Consider the following 19,337-nt stretch of genomic DNA (forward strand, 5'->3'; position numbering starts at 1 on the left):
AGCCCTCCCCCACACAAGTTTGCTCCCCCTGCCCCGCTCTGCTAGTGTCGCGCCGTTCAGAACGCCACCGAGACAGTCGCCATGGCCCGCAAAAAAGCCTCCCTCGATTTCGAGCAATCCCTCGCAGACCTGCAAGCCCTGGTCGAGCGCCTGGAGAACGGCGAGTTGTCGCTGGAAGATTCGCTGGCCGCCTTCGAGCAAGGCATCGCCCTGACCCGCGATTGCCAGGGCGCCCTGGCCCAGGCTGAGCAGAAAGTGCAAATCCTTCTGGAACGCGACGGTGAGCTGGCAGCCCAGCCCTTCGACGCGGAGCCGGAAGCATGATCAGCACCTACCAGGCCAACTGCCAGGCCCGCGTCGACGCCGCCCTCGAACCGCTGTTTCAAGCACCTACCAAAGAACTCGAGCGCCTCTACGCCGCCATGCGCTACAGCGTGATGAACGGCGGCAAGCGTGTACGCCCGCTGCTCGCCTACGCGGCCTGCGAAGCCCTGGGTGCACCTGCCGAACAGGCCAACGGTGCAGCGTGCGCGGTCGAACTGATCCACGCGTATTCGCTGGTGCATGACGACCTGCCGGCGATGGATGACGACGACCTGCGTCGCGGCCAACCGACCACCCACAAAGCCTTCGACGAAGCCTGCGCCATCCTCGCCGGTGACGGCCTGCAGAGCCTGGCCTTCAGCGCCCTGCTCGACCCGCGCCTGAGCCCACAGTCCGACGCCCTTCGCCTGGCCATGGTCCAGGCCCTGGCCAAGGCTGCCGGCCCGGCCGGCATGGTGGGGGGCCAGGCCATCGACCTGGGCTCGGTGGGCATCAAGCTGGACCAGCAGGCGCTGGAATTCATGCACCGGCACAAGACCGGCGCGCTGATCGAAGCCAGCGTGCGCCTGGGCGCCCTGGCCAGCGCCCGCGCCGAGCCGGCGCAGCTGGATGCCTTGCAGACCTACGCTCAGGCCATTGGCCTGGCGTTTCAGGTGCAGGACGACATCCTCGACGTAGAAAGCGACACCGCCACCCTTGGCAAACGCCAGGGTGCCGACATCGCCCGAGACAAACCGACCTACCCGGCGCTGCTTGGCCTGGAGGCCGCCAAGGCCTATGCAATCGAACTGCGCGACCAGGCGCTGGCCGCATTGCAAGGGTTTGGTGAAACTGCCGAGCCGCTGCGGGCGCTGGCGCGCTACATCGTCGAACGCCGCAACTGATTCAACGGGGCCGCCATGCGGCCCATCGCCGGCAAGCCGGCTCCCACAGCAAAACGCTGAACGTGTGGGAGCTGGCTTGCCGGCGATGGGCTGCAAAGCAGCCCCGTGCTACCCCCTCTCAATGGGCACTTTTCCCACAATGGGGTAAACTGCCGCGTCTTCACACCTATAACGACTCGCCTGATGCCCACGACGTTTCAAGAGATCCCCCGCGAACGCCCGGTCACGCCGTTGCTCGACCGCGCTGACACGCCTGCCGGCCTGCGCCGGCTGGCCGAAGCCGACCTGGAGACCCTGGCCGACGAGTTGCGCCAGGAACTGCTCTACACCGTGGGACAGACCGGTGGGCATTTTGGCGCCGGCCTGGGCGTGATCGAGCTGACGATCGCCCTGCACTACGTCTTCGACACCCCGGACGACCGGCTGGTGTGGGACGTCGGCCACCAGGCCTACCCGCACAAGATCCTCACCGGCCGCCGCCAGCGCATGCTCAGCCTGCGCCAGAAGGACGGCATTGCCGCCTTCCCGCGCCGTAGCGAGAGCGAGTACGACACCTTTGGCGTCGGCCACTCCAGCACCTCGATCAGTGCAGCGCTGGGCATGGCCATCGCCGCCCGCCTGCAGAACAGCGCACGCAAGTCGATCGCGGTGATCGGCGACGGTGCCCTGACCGCCGGTATGGCCTTCGAGGCGTTGAACCACGCCCAGGAAGTCAACGCCGACATGCTGGTGATCCTCAACGACAACGACATGTCGATTTCGCGCAATGTCGGCGGCCTGTCCAACTACCTGGCCAAGATTCTCTCCAGCCGCACCTACGCGAGCATGCGCGAGGGCAGCAAGAAGGTGCTTTCGCGCCTGCCAGGCGCGTGGGAAATCGCCCGTCGCACCGAGGAATATGCCAAAGGCATGCTGGTCCCCGGCACCCTGTTCGAAGAACTGGGCTGGAACTACATCGGCCCGATCGACGGCCACGACCTGCCGACCATGATCGCCACCCTGCGCAACATGCGTGACCTCAAAGGCCCGCAGTTCCTGCACGTGGTGACCAAGAAGGGCAAAGGCTTCGCCCCGGCCGAGGTCGACCCGATCGGCTACCACGCCATCACCAAGCTCGAGCCCGCCGACAAGCCCGCCGCGCCGAAAAAACCCAGCGGGCCCAAGTACTCCGCCGTGTTCGGCCAGTGGCTGTGCGACATGGCCGCCAGCGACAATCGCCTGGTTGGCATTACCCCAGCGATGAAGGAAGGCTCCGACCTGGTCGACTTCAGCGAACGCTACCCGGAGCGCTACTTCGACGTGGCGATTGCCGAGCAGCACGCGGTCACCCTGGCCGCCGGCATGGCCTGCGAAGGCAGCAAGCCGGTGGTGGCGATCTATTCGACGTTCCTGCAGCGCGCCTATGACCAGCTGATCCACGACGTGGCGGTACAGAACCTCGATGTGCTGTTCGCCATCGACCGCGCCGGCCTGGTGGGTGAAGACGGCCCGACCCATGCCGGCAGCTACGACTTGTCGTACCTGCGCTGCATCCCCGGCATGCTGGTGATGACCCCGAGCGACGAGAACGAACTGCGCAAGATGCTCACCACCGGCCACCTGTACAACGGCCCGGCGGCAGTGCGCTACCCGCGCGGCACCGGCCCCAACGCACCGATCAGTGGGGACCTTACCCCCCTGGAAATCGGCAAGGGCGTCATCCGCCGCCAGGGTGAGAAAGTCGCCCTGCTGGTATTTGGCGTGCAACTGACCGAAGCCTTGCAGGTTGCCGAGCAGATCAACGCCACGGTGGTCGACATGCGCTTCGTCAAGCCACTGGACGAGGCACTGGTACTCGAATTGGCGGGCAGCCATGAACTGCTGGTGACTATCGAAGAAAATGCCATCATGGGCGGTGCAGGGGCTGCCGTGGGTGAGTTCCTGGCTAGCCAGGCCCTGGTCAAGCCGCTGCTGCACTTGGGCTTGCCGGACATTTATGTCGAGCATGCCAAGCCGGCGCAGATGCTGGCTGAGTGTGGGCTGGATGCTGCTGGCATCGAGGCTTCGGTTACAGCGCGTATGGCCAAGCTCGGCTTGTAACCTTTGGGGCCGCTTTGCGGCCCTTTCGCGACACAAGGCCGCTCCTACAGGATTGCGCTGGCCCTGTAGGAGCGGCCTTGCGTCGCGATCGAGGGCGCAGCCCTCGCAAAATGGTAATGCCCATGAAAATCCCGAGCTTCACCGCCACCCTCCTGTGCCTACCGCTGCCGCTTCTAGCCGCTGAACGCGACGACGCCCTGAAACTCCCCGATGTGCTGATCAGCGCCAACCGCCAAGTCGAGTCGCGCACCGCCACCAGCGCCGCCAACACCGTCTTCACCCGCACCGACATTGACCGCCTGCAACCCACCAGCGTCACCGACCTGCTAGCCCGCGTCCCCGGCGTGCAAGTCGCTCCCACGGGGGGGCGCGGCAGCCTGCCCGGTATCTTCATCCGCGGCACCAAGGCAGCGCAAAGCCTGGTATTGGTCGATGGCGTGCGCATCGCCAACGCCACCTCCGGCGACAGCGGCCTGCAATTTCTCGATGTCGACCAGATCGAGCGTGTCGAAGTACTGCGCGGCTCCCGCTCGGCGATCTACGGCAGCGATGCCATTGGCGGCGTGATTCAGATCTTCACCCGGCGCAGCAGCGGCCCTGGCCTGCAACCGCGCCTACGCCTGGCCGCCGGCAGCAACCAGACCTTCCAACGCAGCCTGGGCCTGGCCGGTGGCAACGGCGCCACCCGCTTCAACCTGGGCGCCAGCCTGGACGAAACTGCCGGCATCGACGCCACCGGCCCGTCCTTTGCCAGCGATGGTGATCACGATGCGTACCGCAACAGATCATTCAACCTGAGCCTCAGCCACACCTTCGGCGAACGCTTCGAGGCCGGCCTCAACCTGCTCGACAGCCATGGGCGCAGTGAATACGACAACCCGTTCGGTGGCTTCAACCCGGTCACCTTCGAAAGCTTCGGGCAAAAGCCCTATACCGATTTCAGCGTCAGCAGCCTGGGCACCTACTTCGATGCCCAGCTCAACGACAGCTGGCATTCGCGCCTGGAACTTGCCCACAGCGAAAACCGTGACGACAAGCGCGACAAGCTCAGCGATGAGCGCTTCGTGTTCAACACCTATCGTGATCAACTCACCTGGCAAAACGACCTGGCCTTGAATGACCAGCACACGCTGCTGATCGGCGGGGATTGGTACGAAGACCGCGTGCACGGCAGCACTGACTTCACCGAAGACAGCCGCTGGAACCGGGCGGCCTTCGTTCAACATCGGTACCGGGGAGAGCAGTTTTCCACCGAGCTGGGCGTGCGCCGCGACCAGAACCAGCAGTTCGGTGGCCAGACCACCTGGAGCGGTAGCCTTACCGTACCCGTGAACGCGTCCAACGATGTGCTGCTGTCCTACAGCGAAGGCTTCAGAGCCCCGACGTTCAACGACCTGTATTACCCAGAATTCAGCAACCCAGACCTGAGCCCAGAGCACTCCAAAAGCTACGAACTGCAATGGCGCAGCCAGCTCACCTCGGACAGCCGCCTGGAGACGTCGCTGTACCGCACCGACCTGCGCGACGCCATCATCTTTGGCCAGGACGCGATCCCGCGCAACGTCGCCTCGGCGCGCATCAACGGCGTTGAGTTGTCCCTCGACCAGCAATGGGGCGCATGGCGCAGCCAGCTCGGCCTGGCGCTGATCGACCCGCGCGACCGCGACAGTGGCCATACCCTCGCCCGCCGCGCTCGCCGTACCGTGAGCCTGGACCTGGACCGCGCATTTGGGCGGTTCAGTGTGGGCGGAAGCTGGCAAGCCGTCAGCGCCAGCTACGATGACGAAGCCAACCGCAACCGGCTCGCCGGCTTTGGCCTGCTCGGCCTGCGCGGTAGCTGGGCGGCAACGGATGAACTGAAACTGGAAGCGAAGCTGGACAACCTGCTGGACCACACCCACAGCCGCGCCCTGTACAGCTATGAAGGCGCCAGCCACAGCTACCGCGAAGAAGGCCGCACCGTGCTGTTCAGCGTCACCTGGACGCCGGCGCTTTAGCTTCGAGCAACGCGCATAAGCGGGCGGTGGCCTCGATCATCTGCCCACTGGGCCGTTCCAGCCCTTTGTCGGGCACCACCAGCAAGCGCTCATCGGCCACTGCACGCAGGCGTGGCCAGGCCCTCCAGCTGTCCAACTGCGCCTGATCACCCGCCAGAATCACCTGCGGGTCTTGCAGCAGTACAGACTCCACGCTCACCTGAGGGGCTGGCTGGTTGAGGTCGGCGAACACATTACGCGCGCCACATACGGCCAGCGCGTCGCTGACCACCTGCCTGCCACCCAGGGTGTACAAGGGCTGATCCCAGACTTGGTAGAACACGCGCAGCGGCTGCTCACGCCGATACTGCTGGCGCAGTTGCCGCAGCCTGTCACGCAGGGCCTGGGCGTATTGCTGGCCCTGCCCTTCGCGGCCGACGCGCAGGGCGATGGCTTCGATCTGATCGATCAACTGGTCGATGTCGTGGGGTTCGGCGCTGAAGGTGGCGATGCCCAGGCGCTTGAGCTGATCACGCTGTGCTGGTGCCACACTGCCGGGCCAGAGCAGCAACAAGTCAGGCTGCAAGCTGAGCAGACGCTCCATGTTCAGTTGGCCTTGGCGGCCGACCGAAGGCACCTCACGCAATGCTGGCGGGCGATCACCGCCGTCGAGCACGCCGACCAATAGGTCATCGGCGTGCAGTTCAAGCATGATTTCGCTCATCGAAGGTGCCAGGCTGACCACCCGCAGCGGCTCGCCGGCGCTGGCGCTACAGGCGCACAGCGCCAGTAGCCAGAGAAGGCTGCGCATCAGCCCAGCTGACGTGGGATGCGGTACAGGTAGAGCACCACCACGGTGGACAGCGCCAAAAGGATTTGCGGCACGGCCTCCAGCCCCACCAGCACCGACAGCGCGGCAACCCAGGCGGGGAAGCAGGCATACAGCATGGCGATGCGCCGCACCCGCGCCAGGGTTATCCAGGCTGCCGGCTCTTCGGTGCTGCCGAGCACCTTGGAGGTCGCGATCAGCGCACGCTTGTAGGCACCGAAGCGCGGCAGGCTAAGGAACATGGTCGCCGCCCCCGCGATGAACAGTGGCATGGCCAGTACCGGGATCAACGCATCACCGCCACCAAACGCCCAGGCCATCACCGGCAGCGGCACCAGGCCCACCGCCAGGTATTGCCACCAGGCCAGCGCCAGGCGCCGCTTGACCTCGGCGCGGGTCACGCCTGGGGCACCTCGCCCTGGTGTTCGTTGCCCAGCATGTGGCCGAGCTTGCCGGCTTTGGTCGCCAGGTAGTAGCGGTTGTGCGGGTTATGGCCGGTGTGCAGCGGCACGCGCTCGGCGACGACGATGTTCATGTCGGTCAGTGCCTTGACCTTGCGCGGGTTGTTGGTCATCAGGCGCAGGGATTTCACACCCAAGTGTTCGAGCATCGGCAGGCAGATGGCGTAGTCACGCTGGTCGGCAGCGAAGCCCAGGCGCTCGTTGGCTTCGACCGTGTCGGCACCACCGTCCTGCAGCTCATAAGCGCGGATCTTGTTCAACAGGCCGATGCCACGGCCTTCCTGACGCAGGTACAACAGCACACCACGGCCTTCACGTGCGATGGCCTGCAGGGCGGCTTCCAGTTGCGAACCGCAGTCGCAGCGCTGGCTGAACAGGGCATCGCCGGTCAGGCACTCGGAGTGCAGGCGCCCCAACACCGGTTCACCGTCAGCGATATCACCCAGGCTGAGCACCACGTGCTCACGGCCGGTGGCTTCTTCGAGGAAGCCATGCATGGTGAAAGTCGCGAACGGGGTCGGGAGTTTAGAGGCGGCAACAAAGACGACGGGCACGTTGTGCTCCTGAAATAAGTAGTAAATTTCTCGTGGGGCGATTGTATCAGCAGGTCGGCGCCAGTGCGCTGGCTGAATACCGCGGTTTAAGATCGAAAAGTTCGATGCTTATTTTTCCGCTCCCCCTTGTAGGAGCAGCCTTGTGCTGCGAAGAGGCCATCTTAAGCAACACCAATCGTTGCGCTTGTCACCAGCCTCTTCGCAGCACAAGGCCGCTCCTACAGCGGCTTGCTGTCGGCAGTGAAGGGATACGGCTGGTTCCAGTGTTCGAAAATCGGCTTCAATTCACCGCTGCGCACCAGCTCGGCCATGCGCTTGTCGAACAGTTCCCGCAGTGCCTTGGCCTCATCGTTATTGGCGAACGCCAGGTACAACGGCAGTTCGGCGACGTGGCTTTTACGAAAGCGTGCAGGCTCCGACGCCTGGCCAAGCACGTAGTCGACCTCGGTCAGCGCATCGATGTAGAAGTCCACACGGTCGTGCTCGAGCATCGGCAAAATGCCTTCACGGCGCTGAATTTCGCGGTAGTCATGGGCATTGGGCAAGTAGCTGGCGTAGTCGTAGCCACGCACCCAAGCCAGGCGATACTGGCCAACCGTGCTCGGCGTAGGTACCGGCTTGCTGGCAAGCCCCAAGGCATAGATGTGGTCCATGTCGAAGTGCCAGCGCGGGTAGAGATTATCCTCGCTCTCGCCCTTGTAGGAGCCTACCCAGGCATCAGCTTCGCCCCGCTTTACCAGCCCCACTGCACGGCTGTAGGGCGCGCTCTGCGTAATGACCTTGACCCCGGCCGGCTCGAACACCTTGCGCAGCACATCCCAGGCGACCCCGGTACCGTTGGCGTTGGTGTAGTCGAGCCATTCTTCGCTGACCAGATGGACCTGCTTTGGCACACCTTCGGCCGCCCCCACCCAGGGAGCACAACCCAGCAGCATTGCCAACAGCACAGTCCTTATGGCCATTCACGCGCTCCCTGCCTCAGGCAACCGCCCACACCAGAACTTGCATGCCCAGCCAGGCGAACACGCCGGCCAGGATATCGTCGAGCATGATCCCGACCCCTCCATGCACATGGCGGTCGATCCAGCGAATCGGCCACGGCTTGAGGATGTCGAAGAAACGGAACATCAGGAACCCCGCCAGCAACCATTGCCAGCCTTCTGGCACCAGCCAGAGGGTGATCCACATGCCGACCATCTCGTCCCAAACAATGCCTTCATGATCGTGAACGCGCAAGTCATTGGCGACCTTGCCGCACAGCCAGAAGCCAAACAGCATGGTAATGCCCAGCAGCAACCAATAGCCCCAATCCGGCAACATCTGCCACAGCGGTATGAAGGGTATGGCCACCAGCGAACCCCAGGTGCCCGGTGCCTTGGGCAAGGTGCCGGAACCGAAGCCGAAGGCGATGAAGTGCCAGGGGTTGCGCCAGACCGAGGGCGGAACGAACTCCGCAGGCACCTGATTGGGGTGATCGGTCACGGTGTCTCCCTAAAATGTTGATAGCCGCGTTGCCGCGGGGTGATGTCCTGGCCCTGCCCGTCACGCAGGCTGACGCCCTGGCCTTCGAGCACCCGCCCGATGACATGGAACGTCGCCAGGCCTTGGGCCTGCAGGGATGAAAGCTGAGCCGGCGGCAAGGTGAACGCCAGCACATAGTCGTCACCCCCGGTCAAGGCAGCCTGCACGGCAGCCTCATGACCGAGGAAGCCCTGCAAAGCGGATGACACCGGCACCTGGTCCAGGTTCACCTCGAGCGCCACGCGGGACGCCTTGGCGATATGCCCGCAGTCGGCCAGCAGGCCGTCGGAAATATCCAGTGCGGCCGTAGCACGCCCGCGCAACAGCTGGCCCAAGGTGAATTGCGGCGAGGGCGACCAGTAGTGGTCGAGCAACGGCTGGGCAAGGGCAGCATCGGCATGGCGCTCGCCCAGGACCAGCGGCAAGGCGCCCGCAGCGTTACCCAGTTCACCGCCCACACACAGCAGGTCACCCGGGCGGGCACCGCCACGGCGCAACGCCTGCCCGGCCGGCACGCGGCCGAACACGGTCAGGGTGATGCTCAAGGGACCACGGGTGGTGTCACCGCCAATCAGGCTCAACTGGCACTGCCGGGCCATACGGTTGAGGCCGTCAGCGTAGGCTTGCAGCCAGTCGGCGCTGACCTCGGGCAGGGTCAGGGCAAGGGTGAAGCCGATGGGGGTAGCGCCCATCGCCGCCAGGTCACTGGCCGCCACGGCCAGCGAGCGCTGGCCGAGCAGCAGAGGGTCGCAGACCGCAGGGAAATGCACGCCGGCCACCAGGGTGTCGGTGGACACCGCCAGTTGCTCGCCTACAGGCACATCCAGCAGCGCGCAGTCATCGCCGATGCCCAGGGCCACGCCTTCACCGCCTTGCGCACAGGGCGCGGCGGCAAAGTAATGGCTGATCAGCTCGAACTCACCCATGGTCCGCCAGCGCCGGGATCAGCGCTTGTTCGCCTTGACTTCCGCTTCGCGCAGCGAAGGGGCGAGCTTGTCCAGCACGCCGTTGACGAACTTGTGGCCGTCGGTGGCACCGAAGACCTTGGCCAGCTCGACACCTTCGTTGATCACGACACGGTACGGCACATCGGCGCGCATCATCAGTTCCCAGGTGGACAACCGCAGCACAGCCAGTTCAACCGGGTCGAGCTCTTCCAGCGCGAGCGCCAGGCAAGGCTTCAGGGCCGCGTCGATCTCGTCCTTCTTGGTCGGAACCCCATGCAGGATTTCGCGGAAGTAGGCGCCATCGACATCGGTGAAATCGTTATCGACCCGGAACTGCGCTTCGATCTCGTTCACCGACTGACGCGCCATGTGCCACTGGTACAGCGCCTGAGTCGCGAGCTTGCGGGCTTCGCGGCGCTTGGCGCTCTTCGAGGGCTTGCCGGCATCCGCAGGTTTTGGATCGCGCGGGTTGAAACGATCGCTTTCGTCGCTAATCACTTGGCCTCCAACTGCGCCAGCAGACTGACCATTTCCAGAGCGGACAGGGCAGCTTCAGCACCTTTGTTGCCGGCTTTGGTGCCGGAACGCTCGATGGCCTGCTCGATGGAGTCGACGGTCAGAACGCCGAAGGCCACCGGAACACCGAACTCCATGGACACCTGGGCCAGGCCCTTGGTGCATTCGCCCGCCACGTATTCGAAGTGCGGGGTACCACCGCGGATCACGGCGCCCAGGGCGATGATCGCGTCGTACGCGCCTTGCTGGGCGACCTTCTGTGCCACCAGCGGGATTTCGAACGCGCCCGGGGCACGGATGATGGTGATGTCGCTTTCGCTGACACCGTGGCGTACCAGGGCATCAACGGCACCGCTTACCAGGCTTTCGACGACGAAGCTGTTGAAGCGGCCAACCACCAAAGCATAGCGACCTTTGGGGGCGATGAAGGTACCTTCGATGGTCTTCAGGGTCATTCCGATGTTCTCATCTTCAAGAGCGAGGCCGCTCGCTGGCGGCCTCGGGAGGGTTTGGACTCGAGCGTGAGGGCTCGCGCGCCGTCTCAAGTCACTCGGAGGGCACGTATTCTACAACTTCCAGATCGAATCCGGATATCGCATTGAACTTCATCGGCGAACTCATCAGGCGCATCTTGCGCACACCGAGGTCGCGCAGGATCTGCGAACCGGCGCCGACGGTGCTGTAGGTGGTCGGTGCCTTGGTCGGTGCATCGCCCGCGCTTTCGCGGATGTGCGCCAGCAGCACGTCGCCGTCCAGCGGGTGGCCCAGCAGCAACACCACGCCGCTGCCGGCCTCGGCCACGGCAGCCATGGCCGCGCGCAGGCTCCAGCGGCCCGGCTGCTTGACCAGCAGCAGGTCGCGCAGCGGGTCCATGTTGTGCACGCGTACCAGGGTCGGCTCTTCAGCGCAGATTTTGCCCAGGGTCAGGGCCATGTGCACGTCGCCTTCCACCGCGTCGCGGTAGGTGACCAGGTTGAACTCGCCCAATTCGCTTTCGACCGGCTGCTCGGAAACGCGCTGCACGGTACGTTCGTGGATCATGCGGTAGTGGATCAGGTCGGCGATGGTGCCGATCTTCAGGCCATGCTCGGCGGCGAACACTTCCAGCTCGGCACGGCGCGACATGGTGCCGTCATCGTTCATCACTTCGCAGATCACGCCGCTCGGCTCGAAACCTGCCATGCGCGCCAGGTCGCAGGCGGCTTCGGTGTGGCCGGCACGGGCCAGGGTGCCGCCGGGCTGGGCCATCAGCGGGAAGATGTGGCCCGGGCTGACGATGTCTTCGGCCTTGGCGTCCTTGGCCGCGGCCGCTTGCACGGTACGCGCGCGGTCGGCAGCGGAAATACCGGTGGTGACGCCTTCGGCGGCTTCGATCGACACGGTGAACTTGGTGCCGAAGCCGGAGCCGTTGCGCGGCGCCATCAGCGGCAGCTTCAGCGTTTCGCAGCGCTCACGGGTCATCGGCATGCAGATCAGGCCGCGGGCGTGCTTGGCCATGAAGTTGATGTGCTCAGGCAGGCAGCACTCGGCTGCCATGATGATGTCGCCTTCGTTTTCGCGGTCTTCGTCATCCATGAGGATGACCATTTTGCCCTGGCGGATGTCTTCGACCAGTTCTTCGATGCTGTTGAGCGCCACTCGGCACCCCCTTCTCAATCAGGATTTCAAGAAGCCGTTGGCGGCCAGGAAGCTTTCGGTAATGCCACTGCCCTTGCTCGGTTCGGCCGCCTTGTCACCCAGCAGCAGACGCTCCAGGTAACGGGCCAGCAGGTCGACCTCAAGGTTGACCCGACGACCTGCGCGGTAGTCGGCCATGATGGTTTCGGACAGGGTGTGCGGGACAATGGTCAGCTCGAATTCGGCGCCATTGACCTCATTGACCGTCAGGCTGGTGCCGTCGACGGTGATCGAACCCTTGTGGGCGATGTACTTGGCCAGCTCCTTGGGTGCACGCACACGGAACTGGATGGCGCGGGCGTTATCGCTGCGCGAGATGATTTCGCCGACGCCGTCGACGTGGCCGCTGACCAGGTGACCGCCCAGGCGGGTGGTGGGGGTCAGGGCCTTTTCCAGGTTGACCTTGCTGCCGCTCTTGAGGTCGATGAAGGCGGTGCGCTTGAGGGTCTCGACGCTGACGTCGGCCCAGAACCCATTGCCCGGCAGTTCGACGGCGGTCAGGCACACGCCGTTGACGGCGATGCTGTCGCCAAGCTTGACGTCACCCAGGTCGAGCTTGCCGGTCTCGACGTAGACGCGCACGTCGCCGCCCTTGGGGGTCATGCTGCGAATGGTGCCGATGGATTCGATGATGCCGGTGAACATGGGGTCTTCCTCAAGAACGGGTTGCGCAGGGCAAGCCAGGCATTATACGCCGGGCGCCGGCAGGGGGACGGCCGTGACCCGCCAGTCATCGCCCACTGCGCGCATTTCGGTAATTTTCAGTCGCGGTGCTTCGCTCATCTTCGCCAGGGGCCAGTCCAGCAGCGGGCGGGCCTGGGAACCCAGGAAGGTGCCGGCGACGAACAACTGGTATTCGTCGATCAGGCCTTGCCGGGCGAACGCGCCAGCCAGGCCTGCGCCGGCTTCCAGCAGAATCTCGTTGACGCCACGCGCGGCCAGCACACGCATCAACGCGGGCAGATCGACCTGGCCATCGGTGCCTGGCAGGCTCAACAGCTCATGGCCTGCCTCGGCGTAACGCGGCGCTTCAGCGGCGGCCGTCACCACCAGGGCCGGGCCGGCCTGGAAGAACGGCGCATCCAGCGGCAGGCGCAGGCGGCCATCGATCAGCACGCGCAACGGCGTGCGGCTCAAGGCCAGGGCGCGGGTTTCGTCGTCCAGGCCCAGCTCTGCGCCCCGCACCGTCATACGCGCATTGTCGGCCAGCACGCTGGCGGCGCTGGTGAGCACCACACTGGAGCGAGCGCGCAGCCGCTGAACCGCAGCGCGGGCGGCAGGGCCGGTAATCCACTGGCTTTCGCCGCTGGCCATGGCCGTACGGCCGTCCAGGCTCATGGCCAGCTTGGCCCTGACAAACGGCAGGCCATGCTCCATGCGCTTCAGAAAACCTGGGTTGAGCGCGCGGGCCTCAGTTTCAAGCACACCGCTGCTGACCTCGATACCGGCCTCTGCCAGGCGCCGCAGCCCCTGCCCCGCCACTTGCGGGTTGGGGTCTTGCATCGCGGCCACCACGCGGGCCACGCCAGCCTTGACCAGCGCTTCGGCGCACGGCGGCGTGCGGCCATGGTGGCTGCACGGTTCGAGGGTGACATAGGCGCAAGCGCCGCGGGCGCGCTCACCGGCCTGGCGCAGGGCATGCACCTCGGCATGGGGCTCACCGGCGCGCACGTGCCAGCCTTCGCCGACCACCTCGCCATCGCGCACGATCACGCACCCCACACGCGGGTTGGGGTGGGTGCTGTAAATACCCTTGCGGGCCAGCTCCAGGGCGCGGGCCATGTAGTGGGCATCGAGGATCGCGGTCTGGCTGGGCATGCTCACTCTTTAGCTGGCTCACGGGCCAGGCGGTCGATTTCTTCGCGGAATTCGTCGAGGTCCTGGAAGCGTCGGTAGACCGAGGCGAAGCGGATATAGGCCACCTCGTCGAGCTTTCGCAGCTCGGCCATCACCATTTCACCCACCACCAGTGACTTGACCTCGCGTTCGCCGGTGGCACGCAGGCGGCTCTTGATGTGCGCCAGCGCCGCTTCCAGGCGCTCGACGCTGACCGGGCGTTTTTCCAGCGCCCGCTGCATGCCTGCACGCAACTTGTCTTCGTCGAAAGGCTGGCGCGTGCCGTCCTGCTTGATCAGCCGGGGCAGCACCAGTTCGGCGGTTTCGAAGGTAGTGAAACGCTCGCCGCAGGCAACGCACTCGCGGCGGCGGCGCACTTGCTCGCCCTCGGCGACAAGACGAGAGTCGATGACCTTGGTGTCGTTGGCACCGCAAAAGGGACAGTGCATGGTGGCAGGCAACAAAAAAAGGGAGGGCCATGGTAGCGCATCCCACTGGCAAGACAAGCCAAAGGGGTTAACATCCAGGGAAATCTGCCCGTGAAGGAAGCCCCAATGCACTATCGAGCGCTCGTCGTGCTGTGCTGCGCCGCCCTGCTTGCCGCTTGCGGTAGCGACCAGCCCAAGCCCGATCAAGGCCAGGCGCCTGCGCCAGCCAAAGTGGCCAAGAAGGCCCAACCGCTTGGCCCGCTGCCCGCCTACCAGCGTGAGCTGAGCGGTACTTTGCTGGAAATCCCGGCCGGCGCCGACGTGGAGCTGGCCCTGCTGGTGATCGACGAACGCGACCGCCCGCAACGCCTGCTGGCCAGCAGCAACCTGACCGGCACCGGGCAGGCGCTGCCTTATCAGTTGCGCTTCAACCCCGAAGCCTTCCCGGCCGGTGCCCGCGTCGAACTGCGCGGCCGCGCCAGCAGCTCTGGGCAGTTGATCATGCACCTGCCCCCTGTGCGCATCGCCCAGCCGCAAACCCAGGCCACCGGCCCTCTGCGTTTCGAGAAGGCACCGTAAGTGGCGCCACTGGCACTGCAACAGGCCCTCAGTGGCCTGATCGGCGAGGCGCGCCTGGTGGTCAGCGACCTGCCTGACTGCGAATTGAAGCTGTGGCTGATCGACGACCAGAACATGGACCGCGCCTTCAGCAGCGAAGAAACCCGGCGCATTCTCGAAGAACCTCCGTACTGGAGCTTCTGCTGGGCCAGCGGCCTGGCCATGGCCCGCTACCTGGCCGCACACCCGGCATGGGTGGCGGGCAAGCGTGTGCTCGATTTTGGCGCGGGCAGCGGCATCGCCGGCATTGCCGCAGCCCGCGCAGGCGCCCTTGAAGTGGTGGCGTGCGACCTCGACCCACTGGCCCTCGACGCTTGCCGCGCCAACGCCGCGTTGAACGGGGTGGAGCTCGGCTACAGCAACGATTTTTTCGCCGAGGATGACCGCTTCGACCTGATCCTGGTCGCCGATGTGCTGTATGACCGCGCCAACCTGCCACTGCTCGATGCCTTCCTCGGCCGCGGCCGCCAGGCGCTGGTGGCCGACTCGCGGGTTCGCGACTTCAGCCACCCGCTGTACCAACAATTGGGCGTGCTCGACGCACTGACCCTGCCGGACCTGGCCGAGCCCCACGAATTCCGCCGGGTCAGCCTGTACCACGCCAGCCGCGAGCCTTTATAGTGGTGCCATTCACGAGTTTGCGAGAGTCGCGATGAGCCAAGACACGCCGTACATTTTCGACGCCACCGATGCCACCTTCCAGCAATTGGTCATCGAAAACTCCTTCCACAAACCGGTCCTGGTGGACTTCTGGGCTGAGTGGTGCGCGCCCTGCAAGGCGCTGATGCCACTGCTGGCGAAAATCGCCGAGGGTTATCAGGGCGAGCTGCTGCTGGCCAAGATCAACTGCGACGTGGAGCAGCAGGTGGTCGCCCAGTTCGGCATTCGCAGCCTGCCGACCGTGGTGCTGTTCAAAGACGGCCAGCCGGTCGACGGTTTTGCCGGGGCGCAGCCAGAGTCGGCAATCCGCGCGCTGCTCGAACCGCACGTGCAGATGCCGGCCGAGCCTGCCGCATCGCCGCTGGAGCAGGCCAAGGCGCTGTTCGCCGAAAGCCGCTTCGCCGAGACCGAAGCACTGCTCCAGGCGCTGCTGGGTGAAGACAACAGCAATGCCGAGGCGCTGATCCTGTACGCCCGTTGCCTGGCTGAGCGGGGCGAGCTGGGCGAGGCCCAGGTGGTGCTGGACGCGGTCAAGACCGACGAGCACAAGGCAGCCCTGGCCGGTGCCAAGGCACAGCTGACCTTCCTGCGCCAGGCTGCCAGCCTGCCGGAAGTCGCCGACCTGAAGAGCCGCCTGGCGCAGAACCCAGAAGACGATGAAGCGGCCTACCAGTTGAGCATTCAACAACTGGCCCGTCAGCAGTACGAGGCGGCGCTGGAAGGCTTGTTGAAGCTGTTCAAGCGCAACCGCGGCTACGAGAACGGGTTGCCGCAGAAGGCGATGTTGCAGGTGTTCGAACTGCTGGGCGGTGATCATCCGCTGGTGAGCGTCTATCGCCGCAAGCTGTCTTCAGCCCTGTTCTGAGGCAGGCACGCCCTTGTCGGAGCAGCCTTGAGCTGCGAAGAGGCCGGTGAAAGCACAGTCAATCTGCGCTGCTTTCACCGGCCTCTTCGCAGCACAAGGCTGCTCCTACCCCGAACGCGTGTGACCTTGTCAGCCGACCCAGTAATACACCGGCGCATCCGCGCCACTTTCCACCTTCACCTCGCTGCTGTGCCGCAACCGCACCAGCAGTCGCTTGCCCGCCGCGGTACTCCCCGCCAGCCCTTCCAGGCGGTCCAGCAACGCTGGCCCATTCATCTGCCCAGCCTGGCGCAGCACGTCGCGTGCTGCGGCCCACTGCCCGTCATCTTGCCGCGGCGCTGCTGGCGAGGCGGCCGCCGCTTCGGCGGTAACCGGCACCTCGAGGTGCCGCCCCAACTGCGCCCACTCGGCCGGCTCCAGCTCGACAGTCAGGTCCACGGGCCAGTCACCAATCTGTCCACGAATTCTCATGATGCTTTCCTTGAACGCAGGTCAATGCAGCCATGCTACAGCAACATGAAACCTGCGCCACACAGGCTGGCGGCAGGCAGAAAAATTGTTATAACATTACCAAATCATTCCCAGCCTGCTCCTGGAGTCTTCCATGCGTCGCCTGCTGCTCGCCCTGCCCTTCGCTCTGCTGCCCCTCGCCATGGCCCATGCCCACGATGACCATGACCATGATCACGCCCATGGCACCCTCGGCGCCCATGAGCATGGCGTGGCCAAGCTCAACGCCGTGCTCGATGGCAACACCCTGGAGCTGGAACTGGACAGCCCGGCGATGAACCTGGTCGGTTTCGAGCACGCTGCCAATAGCGATGCCGACAAAGCCAAGGTCGCCGCCGTGCGCCAGCAACTCGAGCAACCCTTGCAGCTGTTCGGCCTGGCAGCAGCCGCTGGGTGCAAGGACGATGCACAGGAGCTGGAAAGCCCGCTGTTCGGAGATGCCCCGAAAGCCGACGATGATGGCGACGAGCATGAGCACGGCCATGAGCACAGCGACATTGGTGCGCATTACCAACTGACCTGTGCCAACCCGGACAGCCTCACCCAGATCGACCTTGCCCCGCTGTTCAAGGCCTTCCCGGCTACCCAGAAGATCAACGTGCAACTGATCGGCCCTAAAGGTCAGAAAGGCGTTGAAGCGACACCCGCCAAGGCCGCGGTCGCGTTCTGAATGGGCCAGCCGCTGATCGAACTGCATGACCTGGTCTTTGCCTGGCCTGGCCAACCGGCCCTGCTGGATATTCCCGCCTTCCAGCTGGAGGCCGGCGAGGCGTTGTTTCTCAAAGGCCCCAGCGGCAGCGGCAAGACCACGCTGCTGGGCCTGCTGGGCGGCGTGAACCTGCCTGGCCAGGGCCGCATTCGCCTGCTCGGCCACGACCTCAGTGGCCTCGGCCAAGGCGCGCGCGATCGCTTCCGGGTCGACCACACGGGTTACATCTTCCAGCAGTTCAACTTGCTGCCGTTTCTGTCGGTGCGCGAGAACGTCGAGCTGCCTTGCCGCTTTTCGCGCAGCCGCGCCATGCGGGCGGCCCAGCGCCATGGCAGTGTCGACCAGGCTGCCGCCACGCTGCTCGCCCACCTGGGCCTGGGCGACCCCGCCCTGCTGGCCCGGCGCGCCGACAGCCTGTCGATCGGCCAGCAGCAACGGGTAGCCGCTGCCCGAGCACTGATCGGCCAGCCAGAGCTGGTGATTGCCGACGAACCGACCTCGGCACTGGATGCCGACACCCGCGAAGCCTTCATCCGCCTGCTGTTCAATGAGTGCAGGGCAGCCGGTTCCAGCTTGTTGTTCGTCAGCCATGACCAGAGCCTGGCACCGCTGTTCGACCGCCACCTTTCCCTGGCCGAACTCAACCGCGCCGCCAAGCCCCGGGAGGCCTGATGTACCTGCTTCGTCTTGCCCTGGCCAGCCTGGCCAACCGCCGTTTCACCGCCTTCCTCACCGCGTTCGCCATTGCCCTGTCGGTGTGCCTGCTGCTGGCCGTAGAGCGCGTGCGCACCGAAGCCCGCGCCAGCTTCGCCAGCACCATCAGCGGTACCGACCTGATCGTCGGCGCCCGCTCGGGCTCGGTGAACCTGCTGCTGTATTCGGTGTTTCGTATTGGCAACGCCACCAACAACATCCGCTGGGACAGCTACCAGCATTACGCCCAGGACCCACGGGTGAAGTGGGCGATCCCTATTTCGCTGGGCGACTCGCACCGCGGCTATCGCGTGATGGGCACCACCGGCGACTACTTCAGCCACTATCAATATGGCCGCAGGCAGCACCTGGAGCTGAGCCAGGGCCGCGCCTTCGCCGACGACCCGTTCGAAGTGGTGCTCGGCGCCGAAGTGGCCGACGCCTTGCACTACACACTGGGCGACAAGCTGGTACTGGCGCATGGCGTTGCGGCGATCAGCCTGGTCAAGCATGACGACAAGCCGTTCACCGTGGTCGGCGTGCTCAAGCGTACGGGCACCCCGGTCGACCGCACCCTGCATATCAGCCTGGGTGGCATGGAGGCGATCCATATCGATTGGCACAACGGGGTGCCCGCCCGCGGTGCCGGGCGCGTCAGTGCCGACCAGGCACGTACCATGGACCTGCAACCTGCCGCCATCACCGCGTTCATGCTTGGCCTCAACAGCAAGATCGCCACCTTCAGCCTGCAACGGGAAATCAACGAGTACCGCAACGAACCCTTGCTGGCGATCTTGCCCGGGGTGGCCCTGCAGGAGCTCTGGAGCCTGATGGGCACCGCCGAGCAGGCGCTGTTCGTGGTTTCGCTGTTCGTGGTGCTGACCGGGTTGATCGGTATGCTGACGGCGATTCTCACCAGCCTCAACGAGCGCCGTCGGGAGATGGCGATCTTGCGCTCGGTCGGTGCCCGGCCCTGGCATATCGCCGGGTTGCTGGTACTGGAGGCGCTGTCGCTGGCCGTGGTGGGGATCGTTGCCGGGCTAGGCTTGCTGTACGCCGGCATCGCCCTGGCGCAGGGCTATGTGCAGGCCAACTATGGGTTGTTCCTGCCGCTGGCCCTGCCGAGTGCCCATGAATGGACGCTGCTGGCTATTATCCTCGGGGCTGCACTGCTGATGGGCAGCGTGCCGGCCTGGCGTGCCTATCGGCAGTCGCTGGCCGATGGCTTGTCGATCCACCTCTGAGGAAAC

23 protein-coding genes are annotated in these 19,337 nt (G+C 65.1%); 10 read left to right on the forward strand and 13 right to left on the reverse strand.

The window, feature by feature from the left end:
* Positions 1-81: 81 nt before the first annotated feature.
* The 4 genes from AB7M33_RS06095 (at position 82) to AB7M33_RS06110 (ending at position 5,284) form a co-directional block, all read left to right on the forward strand.
* Entirely contained in the window at positions 82-324 is a 243-nt protein-coding gene (locus AB7M33_RS06095) for an exodeoxyribonuclease VII small subunit (RefSeq protein ID WP_027594918.1), read from the forward strand.
* Entirely contained in the window at positions 321-1,208 is an 888-nt protein-coding gene (gene ispA / locus AB7M33_RS06100) for a (2E,6E)-farnesyl diphosphate synthase (protein WP_027594917.1), read from the forward strand. Before AB7M33_RS06095 ends, ispA begins: the two co-directional genes overlap by 4 nt.
* 183 nt (positions 1,209-1,391) lie before the next feature.
* Positions 1,392-3,287 carry a 1-deoxy-D-xylulose-5-phosphate synthase gene (dxs, locus tag AB7M33_RS06105; RefSeq protein WP_085274012.1) on the forward strand — a complete coding sequence of 632 codons (1,896 nt, stop codon included), beginning with the start codon at positions 1,392-1,394 and terminating at the stop codon, positions 3,285-3,287.
* Between the two features lie 122 nt (positions 3,288-3,409).
* The gene (locus AB7M33_RS06110) at positions 3,410-5,284 is read left to right on the forward strand and encodes a TonB-dependent receptor domain-containing protein (RefSeq protein ID WP_454242581.1); all 1,875 of its coding nucleotides are present in this window, start codon (positions 3,410-3,412) and stop codon (positions 5,282-5,284) included.
* On the opposite strand, the gene AB7M33_RS06115 is transcribed toward AB7M33_RS06110, so the two are convergent.
* The 12 genes from AB7M33_RS06115 to nrdR all read right to left on the reverse strand — a co-directional run bounded on the left by AB7M33_RS06115 (position 5,262) and on the right by nrdR (position 14,053).
* The gene (locus tag AB7M33_RS06115; protein WP_265970084.1) at positions 5,262-6,074 is read right to left on the reverse strand and encodes a cobalamin-binding protein; all 813 of its coding nucleotides are present in this window, start codon (positions 6,072-6,074) and stop codon (positions 5,262-5,264) included. The genes AB7M33_RS06110 and AB7M33_RS06115 overlap by 23 nt on opposite strands.
* Positions 6,074-6,493 (reverse strand): MFS transporter, encoded by a 420-nt coding sequence (locus AB7M33_RS06120; RefSeq protein ID WP_252826562.1) that lies wholly within the window; start codon positions 6,491-6,493, stop codon positions 6,074-6,076. The genes AB7M33_RS06115 and AB7M33_RS06120 overlap by 1 nt, the downstream gene beginning before the upstream one ends.
* A complete protein-coding gene (gene ribA / locus AB7M33_RS06125; protein ID WP_027594912.1) occupies positions 6,490-7,107 on the reverse strand; it encodes a GTP cyclohydrolase II in 618 nt (205 codons plus the stop codon). Before ribA ends, AB7M33_RS06120 begins: the two co-directional genes overlap by 4 nt.
* Positions 7,108-7,325: 218 nt before the next feature.
* Positions 7,326-8,069, reverse strand: coding sequence for a substrate-binding periplasmic protein (locus tag AB7M33_RS06130; protein WP_454242582.1), 744 nt, complete (start codon positions 8,067-8,069; stop codon positions 7,326-7,328).
* 16 nt (positions 8,070-8,085) lie between these two features.
* Positions 8,086-8,589, reverse strand: a complete 504-nt coding sequence (locus AB7M33_RS06135; RefSeq protein ID WP_027594910.1) for a phosphatidylglycerophosphatase A family protein — start codon at positions 8,587-8,589, stop codon at positions 8,086-8,088.
* Positions 8,586-9,554 carry a thiamine-phosphate kinase gene (thiL, locus tag AB7M33_RS06140; RefSeq protein ID WP_454242583.1) on the reverse strand — a complete coding sequence of 323 codons (969 nt, stop codon included), beginning with the start codon at positions 9,552-9,554 and terminating at the stop codon, positions 8,586-8,588. The genes AB7M33_RS06135 and thiL overlap by 4 nt, the downstream gene beginning before the upstream one ends.
* Positions 9,555-9,572: 18 nt before the next feature.
* Positions 9,573-10,073 (reverse strand): transcription antitermination factor NusB, encoded by a 501-nt coding sequence (nusB, locus tag AB7M33_RS06145; protein WP_099428217.1) that lies wholly within the window; start codon positions 10,071-10,073, stop codon positions 9,573-9,575.
* Positions 10,070-10,546, reverse strand: a complete 477-nt coding sequence (gene ribH / locus AB7M33_RS06150) for a 6,7-dimethyl-8-ribityllumazine synthase (protein WP_003255395.1) — start codon at positions 10,544-10,546, stop codon at positions 10,070-10,072. Before ribH ends, nusB begins: the two co-directional genes overlap by 4 nt.
* A gap of 91 nt (positions 10,547-10,637) precedes the next feature.
* The gene (ribBA, locus tag AB7M33_RS06155; RefSeq protein ID WP_012270288.1) at positions 10,638-11,729 is read right to left on the reverse strand and encodes a bifunctional 3,4-dihydroxy-2-butanone-4-phosphate synthase/GTP cyclohydrolase II; all 1,092 of its coding nucleotides are present in this window, start codon (positions 11,727-11,729) and stop codon (positions 10,638-10,640) included.
* An 18-nt stretch (positions 11,730-11,747) separates the two neighbouring features.
* A complete protein-coding gene (locus AB7M33_RS06160; protein WP_027594907.1) occupies positions 11,748-12,413 on the reverse strand; it encodes a riboflavin synthase in 666 nt (221 codons plus the stop codon).
* 42 nt (positions 12,414-12,455) lie between these two features.
* Complete coding sequence (gene ribD / locus AB7M33_RS06165) at positions 12,456-13,586, reverse strand: bifunctional diaminohydroxyphosphoribosylaminopyrimidine deaminase/5-amino-6-(5-phosphoribosylamino)uracil reductase RibD (protein WP_454242584.1); 1,131 nt, start codon at positions 13,584-13,586, stop codon at positions 12,456-12,458.
* A gap of 2 nt (positions 13,587-13,588) precedes the next feature.
* Positions 13,589-14,053: a transcriptional regulator NrdR gene (gene nrdR, locus AB7M33_RS06170; protein ID WP_009685710.1), complete on the reverse strand. Its 465-nt coding sequence runs from the start codon at positions 14,051-14,053 to the stop codon at positions 13,589-13,591.
* A gap of 105 nt (positions 14,054-14,158) precedes the next feature.
* On the opposite strand from nrdR, the gene AB7M33_RS06175 reads away from it, so the two are divergent.
* The 3 genes from AB7M33_RS06175 to trxA are packed head-to-tail and all read left to right on the forward strand — an operon-like array spanning position 14,159 to position 16,175.
* On the forward strand, positions 14,159-14,611 hold the full coding sequence (locus AB7M33_RS06175) for a YbaY family lipoprotein (RefSeq protein WP_027594905.1): 453 nt from the start codon (positions 14,159-14,161) through the stop codon (positions 14,609-14,611).
* Positions 14,612-15,271 (forward strand): class I SAM-dependent methyltransferase, encoded by a 660-nt coding sequence (locus AB7M33_RS06180; RefSeq protein ID WP_085274018.1) that lies wholly within the window; start codon positions 14,612-14,614, stop codon positions 15,269-15,271.
* A 31-nt stretch (positions 15,272-15,302) separates the two neighbouring features.
* Complete coding sequence (gene trxA, locus AB7M33_RS06185) at positions 15,303-16,175, forward strand: thioredoxin (protein WP_099452764.1); 873 nt, start codon at positions 15,303-15,305, stop codon at positions 16,173-16,175.
* A 129-nt stretch (positions 16,176-16,304) separates the two neighbouring features.
* On the opposite strand, the gene AB7M33_RS06190 is transcribed toward trxA, so the two are convergent.
* Positions 16,305-16,646 carry a hypothetical protein gene (locus AB7M33_RS06190; protein ID WP_454242585.1) on the reverse strand — a complete coding sequence of 114 codons (342 nt, stop codon included), beginning with the start codon at positions 16,644-16,646 and terminating at the stop codon, positions 16,305-16,307.
* A 133-nt stretch (positions 16,647-16,779) separates the two neighbouring features.
* Between AB7M33_RS06190 and AB7M33_RS06195 the strand changes: the two genes are divergently transcribed.
* From AB7M33_RS06195 to AB7M33_RS06205, 3 genes are read left to right on the forward strand one after another with little or no spacing between them, the layout of a single operon-like run.
* Positions 16,780-17,355: a DUF2796 domain-containing protein gene (locus AB7M33_RS06195; protein ID WP_265969303.1), complete on the forward strand. Its 576-nt coding sequence runs from the start codon at positions 16,780-16,782 to the stop codon at positions 17,353-17,355.
* Positions 17,356-18,066 carry an ATP-binding cassette domain-containing protein gene (locus tag AB7M33_RS06200; RefSeq protein WP_454242586.1) on the forward strand — a complete coding sequence of 237 codons (711 nt, stop codon included), beginning with the start codon at positions 17,356-17,358 and terminating at the stop codon, positions 18,064-18,066. It abuts the gene before it with no gap.
* On the forward strand, positions 18,066-19,331 hold the full coding sequence (locus tag AB7M33_RS06205) for an ABC transporter permease (protein ID WP_454242587.1): 1,266 nt from the start codon (positions 18,066-18,068) through the stop codon (positions 19,329-19,331). Before AB7M33_RS06200 ends, AB7M33_RS06205 begins: the two co-directional genes overlap by 1 nt.
* The last annotated feature ends 6 nt before the right edge of the window (positions 19,332-19,337 follow it).

The organism is Pseudomonas sp. Y3 TE3536 (genome assembly GCF_053629175.1).

Excerpts from the sequence above, each read along its gene's own strand:
- trxA (WP_099452764.1), top strand. The coding sequence starts at position 15,303 with ATGAGCCAAGACACGCCGTACATTTTCGACGCCACCGATGCCACCTTC.
- AB7M33_RS06130 (WP_454242582.1), bottom strand. The coding sequence starts at position 8,069 with ATGGCCATAAGGACTGTGCTGTTGGCAATGCTGCTGGGTTGTGCTCCC.
- AB7M33_RS06115 (WP_265970084.1), bottom strand. The coding sequence starts at position 6,074 with ATGCGCAGCCTTCTCTGGCTACTGGCGCTGTGCGCCTGTAGCGCCAGC.
- AB7M33_RS06205 (WP_454242587.1), top strand. The coding sequence starts at position 18,066 with ATGTACCTGCTTCGTCTTGCCCTGGCCAGCCTGGCCAACCGCCGTTTC.
- AB7M33_RS06160 (WP_027594907.1), bottom strand. The coding sequence starts at position 12,413 with ATGTTCACCGGCATCATCGAATCCATCGGCACCATTCGCAGCATGACC.
- AB7M33_RS06110 (WP_454242581.1), top strand. The coding sequence starts at position 3,410 with ATGAAAATCCCGAGCTTCACCGCCACCCTCCTGTGCCTACCGCTGCCG.
- ribD (WP_454242584.1), bottom strand. The coding sequence starts at position 13,586 with ATGCCCAGCCAGACCGCGATCCTCGATGCCCACTACATGGCCCGCGCC.
- AB7M33_RS06200 (WP_454242586.1), top strand. The coding sequence starts at position 17,356 with ATGGGCCAGCCGCTGATCGAACTGCATGACCTGGTCTTTGCCTGGCCT.
- dxs (WP_085274012.1), top strand. The coding sequence starts at position 1,392 with ATGCCCACGACGTTTCAAGAGATCCCCCGCGAACGCCCGGTCACGCCG.
- AB7M33_RS06175 (WP_027594905.1), top strand. The coding sequence starts at position 14,159 with ATGCACTATCGAGCGCTCGTCGTGCTGTGCTGCGCCGCCCTGCTTGCC.
- nrdR (WP_009685710.1), bottom strand. The coding sequence starts at position 14,053 with ATGCACTGTCCCTTTTGCGGTGCCAACGACACCAAGGTCATCGACTCT.
- thiL (WP_454242583.1), bottom strand. The coding sequence starts at position 9,554 with ATGGGTGAGTTCGAGCTGATCAGCCATTACTTTGCCGCCGCGCCCTGT.
- ispA (WP_027594917.1), top strand. The coding sequence starts at position 321 with ATGATCAGCACCTACCAGGCCAACTGCCAGGCCCGCGTCGACGCCGCC.
- AB7M33_RS06195 (WP_265969303.1), top strand. The coding sequence starts at position 16,780 with ATGCGTCGCCTGCTGCTCGCCCTGCCCTTCGCTCTGCTGCCCCTCGCC.
- ribH (WP_003255395.1), bottom strand. The coding sequence starts at position 10,546 with ATGACCCTGAAGACCATCGAAGGTACCTTCATCGCCCCCAAAGGTCGC.
- AB7M33_RS06190 (WP_454242585.1), bottom strand. The coding sequence starts at position 16,646 with ATGAGAATTCGTGGACAGATTGGTGACTGGCCCGTGGACCTGACTGTC.
- AB7M33_RS06095 (WP_027594918.1), top strand. The coding sequence starts at position 82 with ATGGCCCGCAAAAAAGCCTCCCTCGATTTCGAGCAATCCCTCGCAGAC.